Genomic DNA, 12040 nt, shown 5'->3' with positions numbered 1-12040 from the left:
TGAAAACGATATAAAAATGGGGACTAACGTTGGGTCGGACTACAGATCATAGTCGATATTTTCGCCTTTTCTGGCGCGAGAAGGTGGATTTCAGGTGGGTTTCGGAAATTATCGAATAAGCGGGGGATTTTTACGCTTCGGTTAGATGAGGTCGCCATAAATGACGACCCTACAAACTGCGCCGGACTCTCACAAGATCGCCATAAATGGCGACCCTACAAAATCACCCGTAGGGTCGCCATTCATGGCGACCTCTATTGATGCGGCCTGCGATCTACGCCGGTTTATGTTTCACCTTGCGTTTACGCAGCTTATCGATCAAACGATGCGCTTCTGCTTCTGTCGCCACCGCAGGGGATGAACCTTTCAGCGGTTTACGCGCCGTTTCACTCAAGGTTAATACCGTCAGCAGACCAATAATCCCGGCACCGATCATGTAATACGCCGGCATCAGATTATTGTGCGTGGTATCCACCAGCCATGCGGTAATCAGCGGTGTAGTACCACCAAACAGCGAAACCGATAAGTTAAAACCAATCGCCAGCGCGCTGTAACGAATATCGGTGACAAACAGCGCCGGTAACGTTGCCGGCATGGTGCCGCTGAAGCAGGTATGCAACAAGCCCAGAATCGCCAATCCGGCAAATACCAGCAGCATGTTGCCAGAACCAATCAGCATGTAGCTCGGGATCGCCAGCACAATTAAGCCCAGCGCGCCTAAACCAATCACCGGGCGGCGGCCAATGCGGTCGGTTAAATGTCCCCACATCAACGTCAATGGCATCATGATGAACATAATCACCATTACCAACATCAAGCCGGATAATTCACTCATCCCCAGTACGCCGGTTAAATAGCTCGGCATATAGGCGGTCAGCATATAGTTGGAGACGTTGAACAGCAGCACCAGACCAATGCATTTCAGCAGCGGTTTACGCTGATCGCGCAGCATCTGCCACACGCTCAGACGCGGTTTGTTGTGCTCCATCTCTTCGCGTTTATCCATGTGATCTTTAAACGCAGGCGTCTCTTCCAACTTTAAGCGGATGTACAAGCCGAACAGCCCTAACGGCGCAGCAAGGAAGAACGGCACACGCCAGCCCCAATCCATCATGGTTTGATGCGGTAAGAAGGCGATCATCGCGGTGACCAAACTGGCGCCTAACAGATAGCCGCCCAGCGTACCGAACTCCAGAAAACTGCCCATAAAGCCGCGACGCTTATCGGTGGAGTATTCCGCGATAAAGGTAGCGGCACCGCCATATTCACCGCCGGTGGAGAAGCCCTGCAGCAAGCGCGCGAGCAGCAGCAGAATCGGCGCGGCGATACCAATGCTGGCGTAGCTCGGGATCAGACCAATACAGAAGGTACCGATCGACATCATGATCATGGTTAACGCCAACACCTTCTGACGACCAATGCGGTCGCCGAGCGGACCAAACACCATGCCGCCAATCGGACGCACTAAAAACGCCGCAGCAAAGGTACCGAACGAAGCGATTAACTGCGCGGCAGCGCTGGCATCGGCAAAGAACACCTGGCCAATGATCACGGCGAGATAGCTGTAGACGCCGAAATCAAACCACTCCATCGCGTTACCTAACGCGGCGGCACTGACCGCGCGTTTAAGTAATTTGTTGTCGATGACGGTGATGTCATCAACGGTTAAGCCACTGGATGTGGTTGAATTATTTGTATCCGTTCCTGTGCTCATATATTCCCCAGGTTAGAAAATGGCGCGATCTCATAGCTTTCGCAGCCGTAATTTCTTCAATGGAAAAGAAAGCTATAAGAGGCAGAAGAAGCGCAAACCCTAGTAAAGATTTCTATATCCTGCAAGTTGGCGGGATAAAACACTGGAAGATGCGGCTGTTGCGAGCGGTCGAAATAAATTAAAGTCGATCATGCGGGATTTTGTAGGGTTCACATTCATGCGCACCTGGCCGATGCAGAAGCGAAACTAATTGCCTTCTCACGCTGTCTTTAACTCATCTGCGTAACTATTCTGCCTGGAAAAATTAAATGACCTCCGTTCTGTTAATTGAGGACGATCATCGGCTAGCCCAGATGATCGTGCCTTACCTCACGCAGTACGAATTTAAGGTGGTGCACAGCGCCAGCGCGCAGGATGCGCCCTGTAACATATTAAACTTATTCTTGCTCTTCATCTTCAGAGAAATAATTTTTCAATTCCGATTTAAGATGCTTTTCAGTTTCAGTCAAAAACGAATTTTCCAAAATAGGAATTGAAGAAGAATTTAGAAAATCAATAAGGTCAGATTTGTTAACTCCTTCTTTGTTAGGTGTTGAAACAAGTACTATTTTAAGTGATTCTTTTAAGCTGCCAATGATATTATTAAAAATCTCGAAAGTAACATCCTCTTTTTTACTTTGCTTTATACTTTGGCTATTATCACATTGTTCATCATCAAAAAAATCTTTAGAAAGATTCATTGAAACAATTGAGTCTAAATTTATATGTACATAATCATCATCAATTTCAAACCCGAATGTATTTAAGGCTTGCAAATTCTCCTTTGAGAAATTTGCTGTAGGCATTATCGGATTGATATTTTTAACTACAGTGGAAAGTAACTCATGCATGAACTGATAGTTCACTCTTGAACCATTATACTCATGATTAAATACAATTAATTTCAACAAAAAATCAATTGATGTTTGCTGATTTAAGAACTTATAAGGTCCGTTTCCAAAATCTATGCTATCAACTATGCCTTGATATTCAGAAACCTTTTTGACTAAATAATCAGGGTTAAAATCTATATCATTATTTGAATCAGTAGGTTCTTGATTGTCATCTTGGTCTTGCTCTCTATATACCATTACCTCTCTAGCCGCAACTAACGTTTTAGGTGTGATATGTTTTTTAATTTCTTCTTTTATGTCGAGGTTGTTCATGTTTAATTCCTTACTGTATTGTATGTGTAATTTAGGGAGGTATAACTCTCATCGTTCAATATGACGACTGTTCTTGTTGCACATTTAAAAATAATCTCTTAAAGAATGGGTGTTATTTGTTTTTGGCTGAATTTTTTTGGGAAAATAATTATCATGTAATTTGTTAAAATTTAGATCTTTAGAGAGGTTGGAATTTTAAAAGGGTTTTTATACTGTTATTTAATTTATATAAAAAATAGAACGGACTTATGGCTTCTGCAAGGTTTTTTTATTATTAAGTTGCTAAGGGTTGTTAAGTTGCTGTTGTGTAAGTTTTTTCAATGAAATAAATTATTGATTATTAGGCATTCCAATTTTCCAAATTAAATTCAGCTCAATGAATTTTCGAACTGCGATAAGAGGGTTTTATTCTTCAGGGTTTTGTTACTATATGATAATCAATCAGTTGCCCTTTTATCATTTATTCCGTGTCAATGGCTCCAAAACTCCTACTATCAGGTAAATACAGTCAGGTCCGGATTCTACCGGGGAGAAGGCCGTCACGCCGTGGTCCGAGCCTGTTGTTACAGACAACTTGGTGAAATTAGAAAACGCTTAGGTCAAGAGGAGCAAGATCAACTGGGGTCACTGGGGCTGATCACTAGCAGCAGTGGTAGTGTGGAACACGCTTAACATGCAGACGCAATATGGTGTCACGACAGCGCAGTCGTCGCGCAGCGGTTTGGCACGTTACGATGCCGGAGCCGGTATAGAGAAAGTGTGCAGGCGAACGGCGTGCTGTATGCGGCGTGGCGCTTTTAATGTGCTCAATAAAAGAAAACCCGCCACTAAAGGCGGGTTTGATAACGTCAGCAGAACGGATTAATGGTTATTGTTGACCTGCATACCTTGCTGGATCAACAGCTCCACATCCTGAACGTCGCTGTGGTAAACGTCGTAGCTGACGCCGCCAACCGTGATTGCACCCAGGTTGTTCCAGCTGCTGGCTGTTGCGCCATCCGGCAACAGCGCTTCCAGATTAACGATATCGCCGGCATCGCCGTTGATCATCAGCTGCTTGCTGCCATCGTGCAGGAAGAGATCTTCATTGCCGAATGCAAGTACATCTGCGGCGCTGATGTTGAGCATGTTGATGCCGTGACCTTCGAGCGAAATGCTGTGAATTTCCTGCTGCTGATGCTCTTCGGCCAGAGAGGCGAAATCAAATACGCTTTCATGGTTTGTCAGCATCAGCTGGTGACCTGATAGGAGGAATGATGAGTCATCCTCACTTGCTCCGAAGCTGGAGATCGTGTTCGCGGCGATATCGGCAGCGTTGGCTTTGTAGACCTGAATGTTATCCAGATCGAAACCGCTGGTATCGTTGCGTACGGTAACCGTCGCTTTCGAAATAAGTTCGCCCGGTTTGCTGTCATAGCTGAAAATCAGAGAGCCACCACCAATTGGGACTTTATCCAGCTCCTGACCATTTTGGTCATAAAACGTGACATAACCTTCATAATTCGGACCACTCATACCAAACAGGGAAAAACTCATTTTGTAGGCTAAGTCATCGAGTTCGATATCAATATCAATATCGCCTTGTCTGAACGTTAAGAAGTTACCGCTAAATTCAGGGCCACGATCACCCGTTCCTATAAGAGTGGCAACATTCGGTGAGTAATTAATAGTGAAATCTGTCATTTTAGTGCCAGAAGCAAAACTAGAGCCTGGGGTAAATGATTCAAAACCTTCAACAGCATTTTCGGCCACTTTAACGACATATTCATCGCTCAGTTGGTCGTTGATTACGCCAGACTGGCTCAGCGATTTAACCGTAAAAGCATAGTTGTCAAATGACAGGTCATTGCCTGGCTGCCAGCTCCAGTCACCGTTAACATCTACATCAATACGGCCCACTTCCACACCATCCTGGAACAGGATCACCGTGCCATTTTCAGGACCTTTTCCCTGTAGCATTGGGCGCAGATCATCGGTGACGCCCTCATTGGCAATGACACCGGTATCAAGACCGTAATTATCAATCACAGTAGTGATAGAGGACACAGCCGGAACGGTATCATCAATGTGTAACGTAGTGGCATTTGAGGTGCTGCTGTTACCCGCCGCATCCGTCAGTCGAACCCGCAGTTCCCAGTCACCGTTCGTCAGCGCGGTTCCAGGCGTTACTGTCCAGTTACCCAGCGAATCGGTGATGGCGGTCCCAATCACATTGTTGTTTTTATCCAGCAGTTCTACGATAAGACCCGCTTCGTTACTTTTACCGCTGAAGACTGGATTTTTTTCATCGGTCCAGCTGCCATCAGCCAAATCACCTTTTACCGTACCTGAACTGTCACTGATGCTCTCTACCACAGCCACATCAGGAGCAGTGAGGTCGGTTTCAAGATTGAAACTCGCCGAAGGATCGCTGAGATTTCCTGCAGCATCTTCAAAGCGCAGATTTAAATCATGTGAACCCTCATCTAAATCTGGAGAAACAATTTCCCAGCGACCATCGCTGCCCACAACGCTGCTGGCGATTGGCGTGTTGTTGCCATCATAGAGATAGACAATGTCACCTGCGGAGCCGGTGCCACTGAATACCGGGTTTTTAACATTGGAGTCACCCGGCTGAATCACATTACCGTATTCGTCAGTGACATCAGCAATGACAGGCGCGTCTGGCGCGGTCAGATCAATCTCAAGTTGCAGGCTGTCAGAAGCGTCGCTCAGGTTGCCAGCGGCATCTTCGAAGCGCAGGTTTAAATCATGTGTACCTTCATCCAGATCTGGTGACACGATTTCCCATTTACCATCGGCTCCGACCACAACGCTGGCGATCGGGTTTTGTTCGCCGTCATAGAGATAAACGATATCACCCGGGTTCGCATTATCGCCGCTGAAAATAGGATTCTTCACATTGGACGCGCCCGGCAAAACGAGATCGCCGTTTTCATCCAGCACGTCACCCAGTACCGGCGCGGTCGGTGCGGTAAAATCAGATTCCAGATACAGGTTATCTGACGCATCGCTGAGGTTACCTGCAGCATCTTCAAAGCGCAGGTTCAGGTCATGTGACCCTTCTTCCAGAGTCGGTGCGATGATCTGCCAGTTGCCGTTTTCATCGACAGTGGTGCTGCCGATGCGGTCTGCACCATCATAAAGCCAGACGGTATCGCCCGGATTGGCGCCGCTGCCGCTGAAGATTGGATTTTTAACGTTAGATTCGCCCGATACCACCGGATTGCCTTCGCCGTCGGTGACGTTGCCCAGCACCGGCGCATCGGGTGCGGTGGTGTCATAAATCAGCTCAATCGAGTCAGAGCGGCCCACCAGGTCGCCTTCAGGGTTGCTGATGGTAAAGCCGACCTCAAAGTTCCCCTCGTTCGGCAGCACCAGGTCATAAGACCAGCTACCGTCCGCATCGATCACCAGTGAACCCACCGCTTCGCCATCGACAATCACGGTGACGATGTCGCCCGGCTGGCCTTCGCCGCCGAGGCGCAGCGGATTAGCGTTGGTGGCGTCGCCGTCGGCCAGCTCGCGACCGCTGTTATCGGTGATGGTATCGAAGGCCGGCGTTTCGTCCAGGCCGCTGTCGATAATCACGCTGCCGAATTCAACCGGCAGGCCGCTGTTGCCGGCCGGGTCAACCACGATGACCGAGAAGTTGTGCTCGCCGTCGGCGAAGTCGGTGTCCGGCTGCCACGACCACGCGCCGTCGCTGCCGACCAGCGCGCTGCCAATCAGCTCGCCGTTGTCGCGGATTTCCACCGTTGCACCTGGTTCAGCGCGGCCGGAGAAGACCGGACGAGTATCGTTGAAGGTGTCGCCGGGCTGAACCGGGCCGTGGCTGCTGCCGACTTTGTCGGTCAGGGTGAAGTTTTCCACGCGGCCAGGCGCGGTGAGGTCGAGCTCAAAGCTGACGCCTGCCGACAGCGGGCCTTCTTCACCGGCAGGATTGACCTCGCTGAAGCTCAGCTCGTGCGAGCCAGCCGACAGCGGCTGCTCCGGCTGCCATGACCAGAGGCCAGCGTCATCAATGACGGTGCTGCCAATCAGCTGTCCGTTGTCATAAATGCGGATAACCGAGCCCGGCGTACCGTTACCGGCCAGCACCACGCGGGCGTCGTCGGTGACGCCGCCAGGCGCTACCGGACCCTGCACGCTGCCGACGTTATCGGAGATGATTACGTTGCTGATATCGACGGGTGCCGGAGCAGGCACGGGCAATTCATCGCTGCCGCCGTTGCCGCTTTCATCGCCGCCACCGCCACCGCCGCCCGCCGCAGCGGCAATGCCGCCTAGCGCCAGCAGACCGGCGATGCCGCCGGCAATCAGCCAGCCGGTGGAAATACCGGCGGCAACGGCGAGTCCGGTCAGGCCGGTGAGGGCGCTGCCCGGCATCAGCGCGAGTGTTGCGCCGTCATCGAGTAAAAATGCGCTGCTTTCGGTCTGTTCGGCGACCAGCAGGTGATATTGACCGTCATTCCCCAATGCGGCGATGTCGCCGGGCTGAGAGAAATAGTCTTCGATGATGAACTCAGGACGTGAATCATCGTCATCGGCGAAAATCTCAAGGTTTTTGCCGTTACGTTTGACGATGACGTTGCCGTCGAGCGGGGCAGGCTTGCCCTCTGTGCCGGCGGCGAGCAGGTATTTTGCGCCGGGTTGTGCTTTGAGATGAGCGGGTGCGTTGTTAGCGGTGCCTTCGGCGGCCGCGACCACCTCTTTGCCCTGAACCGCGATGATATTGACAGATGAATTCATAACAGTGACCTGATTAGCTGAGAGAAAGCCGGAAAATTCCGGGGATCAAAAAATTCGACCCAATTATTCTTTCTCTCTGCGATATAAGCCCCAGGCTGGGTCTTGTTAAGACATCTCTGACAATAAATAAGGAAAATGGCTACCGCCATGAACAGGAAGGATGATTGACGGCGCGTGTGAGTCGCGCCGTGATGTACATCTGATGAGTTAGCCCGGACCTTCGCTACCGGCTGCCAGCAGCGGCACAATCACATCGCTGATTGGTGTGGGAATGCCGCGTGCCCGACCATAACGCTGCACCACGCCGTTGCGGATATCCCACTCCAGCGGACGATCGGCCTGGCGATCGGCAAGGATCGAAGTGCCCAAATCACTCGGTGCGCGGTGGAAGCGTTCGACAATCTCCTGCGGCACTTCATCCTTTAACGCGGCACCTTCGGCGCGTGCCACTGTCAGGCACTCCTGTAAATAGGCCAGCGCCAGCGCGGTTATGTCTTCGCGCTGGAACATGCCCGCACGACGATTCGACAGCACCATCAAACCGGCAACTGCGTTTTGCAGCAGCTTGCGCCAGGCGATAGTAAGAAAATCGGCAGAGAGATCGACTGCGCAGCGCGTATCTTTTAGAGCCGCAACCACACGTTCAGCCTGCGGGGTTTCTGGCAGCGTCAGGCGCGGCTTTTCGCGCAGCCAAACCGAAGCATCCGGCTCGCGCTGGGCCGGGAACCACACCACCGACGGCAGCACGGTCGCGCCATTGACGTAAGGCGCGAGTTGGCTTTTCTGCTCAACGCCATTCTGCAGTGCGCACACCACGGTTTTTTCATTGCACAGCGCTGCGAGCCACGGCGCGGTGTCCTCAACCTGAGTGGTTTTTACCGCCACAAACACCAGATCGAACGGCTGCGCGATCTCGGCGGGATTGGTCAGCACCGGGCCGGGAACAATAATGTTGCCGCTGTCGTGACGCAGCTCGAGCTGCGGATGCGCGGTACGCCCGCAAATCGTTGGCGTGCGTCCAACTTCATGCAGTGCCGCCGCGATGGTGGTGCCAATCGCGCCCGGTCCAATAAGGGCGATGGTGGGATTCTCAGACATCTTATTAAGCTCCTGATTATCAAAATGCTTGCAGGGACCGTAGCGGCGCAATTCATTGCGCGATAAATCGCGCCGCTACGGAATAGGCTTTGATTGGAAAGCGTGCGATGACCTTAACTGTTCAGCAGCGAAGAATAGCCGGTTACAGCACGGTTATGTGCTTTTTCCTTAGCAGTTGGCACATTTCGTCATCGGGCTGAGTATCAACAATCAACGTACTTGCCAGTGAAAGCTCGCCGATGGCAAACGCTGAGGCGGAATTCAGCTTTTCATTCGATACCATCACCACCGTTTCCGCCGCGCGTGCGGACAGCGCACGTTTCACACTGGCTTCTTCGTAATTGCCGGTGGTTAATCCTGCGGTTTTGTGTACGCCGGTTACACCCATGAAGAACAGATCGGCATTAATCCGCGCAATCGCTTCCAGCACCGCCGCACCCACCGCAACCACCGAATGGCGATACAGCAAGCCGCCAATCATGATCACGTCAACCTGCGGATAATCCACCAGCGCCACGGCGATGCTTGGACTGTGCGTCACTACGGTAAAGGCCAAATCAGGTGGTAGCAGCTTTACCATCTCGGCGGTGGTGGTGCCGCCATCGATAATCACCACTTGTCCGGGCTGAATAAGCTGTACCGCTTTCTGCGCGATAAGGCGCTTGGAGCTGATCTGCACGCTTTTGCGTGTTTCAAACGGTGCGATAGCCGCAGAAACCGGCAGCGCACCGCCGTGCACCCGTTGCAGTAAACCTTCGGCTGCTAACTCACGCAGATCGCGGCGAATAGAGTCTTCCGACACCGCGAAACGCTGGCTTAGCTCGCTCGACATCACCTGTTTTTCCTCGGACAGAATGGCGAGGATTTGCTGTTTACGTTGACTGGAAAGCATCAATTTCTCATTCATGTTTTTGCTTGTATATGCACGATTATGCATGTTAGCGTAGATTTTGTCACCAAGAATCGGGCAAACGTGCAAAAAACGCTAGCCCTAAACATCGAACCTCTGGAGAAGCCCAATGTTAATTCTTATCGCAGGACCAGTACGCAGCGGCACCAACGGCAATGAAGTGTTAATTCATGAAAATATTAAGAAATTAGACCAGATTGCCCTGCAGGTCTACCAGCGCGGACATACGCCGGTGATTGGTGAATGGCTGGCGTTGCCGCTGGCAAGCGCGGCCGGTTCGCAGAAGATTGGCGATGAAATCAGTGAATCATTTCTCTATCCGGTGGCGCATCGCTTGATTCATTGTTGCGATGCCATCTTGCGCATTCCGGGCGCTTCACAGGGTGCGGATAACGATGTGCGGATTGGTAAGGAGCGGGGGATTTCGATCTTTACCCAGTTGGATGAGATTCCGGTGGTTGAGGCGTAGAAAAGGCGTGGTCGCCATAAATGGCGACCCTACAAAAAACGCAAATATTCGTAGGGTCGCCATTTATGGCGACCTGGTACGCGTTACACCTGCGCCATACCGCCATCAACAAACAGTTCGGCGGCGTTGATAAAGCTGGACGCATCGGACGCTAAAAACGCCACCACTTTACCAATCTCGCCGGGTTCGCCGAGGCGACCTAACGGCACTTGCGCTGCGAGCGCATCAAACAATCCTTGCTGCTGATCTTCAGGCACCAAACCACCTAAACCTGGCGTGCGCACCGGGCCGGGACTGACCACGTTGACGCGAATACCGCGATCTTTCACATCCAACGCCCACGAGCGGGCAAAGTTACGCACTGCGGCTTTACTGGCGCTATATACGCTGAATCCGGCGGTGCCTTGAACCGATGTGGTTGAAGAAGTAAGGATTACCGAGGCGTTGTCGCTCAGCAGCGGCAGCGCTTTCTGCACAGTGAACAGCACGCCGCGCACGTTGGTACCAAAGATGCGATCGAAATGCTCTTCGGTGATGGCGCCGAGCGGCAGCATGTCGCCGCCACCGGCGTTGGCGAACAGGATATCGAGGCGGCCGGCTTGTTTCGCGATTTCCGCATAAACGTTGTCGAGGTCGCTCAGCACCGAAGCGTCGGCGCGAATACCGCTGGCGCTAGAACCGATGCTGGCAACTGCCGCATCAAGTTCCGCCTGACGACGACCGGTGATAAACACGCGTGCGCCTTGTGCCGCCAACTCTTGCGCGGATGCCAAACCGATACCGGTTGTACCGCCGGTTACCAATGCGATTTTACCGTTGAGTGCGTTCATGTTTGCTTCTCCAATGTGTGATGAGGTTTTGATGACTGCGATGCAGTGCATAAGAAGCAATCTAACGTCACGGCGTTTACTGATAAATGGTGTAGAATCGAAATGACTATTCCTGTGTGTGGATAATTGAATGCAGCGGAAAAAAGTATGGATCAGTTAATGGCGATAAAGGCGTTTGCGCGCGTAGTCGAAGCGGGCAACTTTACGCGTGCGGCGGATTCACTCGACATGCCCAACGCCACGCTGAGCAAACTGGTGCAGGAACTGGAAGCGCATCTTGGCATTCGCTTGCTACAGCGCACCACGCGGCGCGTCACGGTGACGCCGGAAGGGCATGATTACTACGAAAAAGCGCTGCGCATTGTGCGTGATTTGGAAGATATCGATCACTCGTTCAACGCTGAAAGCGCTAAACCCGGCGGCTATCTGCGTATTGATATTGGCGGATCAACCGCGCGCGATGTGTTGATACCCGCGCTGCCCGATTTCATCGCTCGTTATCCGGACATCCGTATCGATCTTGGCGTTGCGGATCGCGCGGTGGATTTGATCAGCGGTAATGTCGATTGCGTGATTCGCGGCGGTCCGCTCAGCGATTCGTCGCTGGTGGCGCGACATTTGGGGGATGCGGAGATGATTACCTGCGCCGCGCCGGGTTATCTGAAAACCTACGGCGTGCCAGCTTATCCGCAAGAGCTGAAAAATGGCCATCGCATGGTGAGCTATTTGTCGCCGCAGAGCGGCAGGGCGTTCCCGTTTCGTTTCACGCAGGGCGAAGAGCAGCTGGAGATTAAGAGTGAGCATCGGATCGGCGTCAATGAAAGTAACGCGCATCTGGCGGCGGCGGTTGCGGGATTAGGGATCATTCAGACCTTCCGCTACGCAGCGGCGGCAGATTTACAGGCGGGAAAATTGGTCGAAATTCTTGCGGCGTGGCGTCCGGCGAATTATCCGTTTCATGTGGTGTATCCACAGAATCGCCATCTGACGCAGCGGTTGCGGGTGTTTATTGATTGGTTGCGGGAAGTGTTTCCAGGGCGATTGAACGGGACAATGTAGGGT

The 12040-nt window shown here is 51.9% G+C and carries 8 protein-coding genes and 1 pseudogene; 3 read left to right on the top strand and 6 right to left on the bottom strand.

Translation table 11 applies throughout. The features are described 5' to 3' along the window. Nucleotides 1-274: 274 nt before the first annotated feature. Together proP and BM323_RS24380 are read right to left on the bottom strand one after the other, a co-directional pair. Complete coding sequence (gene proP, locus BM323_RS16235) at nt 275-1714, bottom strand: glycine betaine/L-proline transporter ProP (RefSeq protein ID WP_008106356.1); 1440 nt, start codon at nt 1712-1714, stop codon at nt 275-277. 437 nt (nt 1715-2151) lie between these two features. Then, on the bottom strand, nt 2152-2919 hold the full coding sequence (locus BM323_RS24380; RefSeq protein WP_008106360.1) for a hypothetical protein: 768 nt from the start codon (nt 2917-2919) through the stop codon (nt 2152-2154). A gap of 525 nt (nt 2920-3444) precedes the next feature. Here BM323_RS24380 and BM323_RS24500 point away from each other — a divergent pair. Next, nucleotides 3445-3598: pseudogene (locus BM323_RS24500) on the top strand (Tn3 family transposase); the annotation flags it as partial. A gap of 182 nt (nt 3599-3780) precedes the next feature. Here BM323_RS24500 and BM323_RS16225 read toward each other — a convergent pair. The 3 genes from BM323_RS16225 to BM323_RS16215 all read right to left on the bottom strand — a co-directional run bounded on the left by BM323_RS16225 (nt 3781) and on the right by BM323_RS16215 (nt 9661). Next, nucleotides 3781-7671: an Ig-like domain-containing protein gene (locus BM323_RS16225; protein WP_091004084.1), complete on the bottom strand. Its 3891-nt coding sequence runs from the start codon at nt 7669-7671 to the stop codon at nt 3781-3783. 207 nt (nt 7672-7878) lie between these two features. Continuing rightward, nucleotides 7879-8769 carry an oxidoreductase gene (locus BM323_RS16220; protein ID WP_008110183.1) on the bottom strand — a complete coding sequence of 297 codons (891 nt, stop codon included), beginning with the start codon at nt 8767-8769 and terminating at the stop codon, nt 7879-7881. 142 nt (nt 8770-8911) lie between these two features. After that, nucleotides 8912-9661: a DeoR/GlpR family DNA-binding transcription regulator gene (locus BM323_RS16215; protein WP_008110184.1), complete on the bottom strand. Its 750-nt coding sequence runs from the start codon at nt 9659-9661 to the stop codon at nt 8912-8914. A gap of 127 nt (nt 9662-9788) precedes the next feature. Between BM323_RS16215 and BM323_RS16210 the strand changes: the two genes are divergently transcribed. Beyond that, complete coding sequence (locus tag BM323_RS16210) at nt 9789-10148, top strand: hypothetical protein (RefSeq protein ID WP_008110185.1); 360 nt, start codon at nt 9789-9791, stop codon at nt 10146-10148. An 83-nt stretch (nt 10149-10231) separates the two neighbouring features. On the opposite strand, the gene BM323_RS16205 is transcribed toward BM323_RS16210, so the two are convergent. Beyond that, nucleotides 10232-10978 carry an SDR family NAD(P)-dependent oxidoreductase gene (locus BM323_RS16205; RefSeq protein WP_008110186.1) on the bottom strand — a complete coding sequence of 249 codons (747 nt, stop codon included), beginning with the start codon at nt 10976-10978 and terminating at the stop codon, nt 10232-10234. 147 nt (nt 10979-11125) lie between these two features. On the opposite strand from BM323_RS16205, the gene BM323_RS16200 reads away from it, so the two are divergent. After that, complete coding sequence (locus BM323_RS16200) at nt 11126-12037, top strand: LysR family transcriptional regulator (RefSeq protein ID WP_008110187.1); 912 nt, start codon at nt 11126-11128, stop codon at nt 12035-12037. Nucleotides 12038-12040: the final 3 nt, after the last annotated feature.

The sequence above is a fragment of the Pantoea sp. YR525 genome (assembly GCF_900116775.1).
GTDB lineage: Bacteria > Pseudomonadota > Gammaproteobacteria > Enterobacterales > Enterobacteriaceae > Pantoea > Pantoea symbiotica.
Note: the sequence above shows the minus strand (reverse complement) of the source record. Positions and strands in the feature narration are given on the sequence as shown.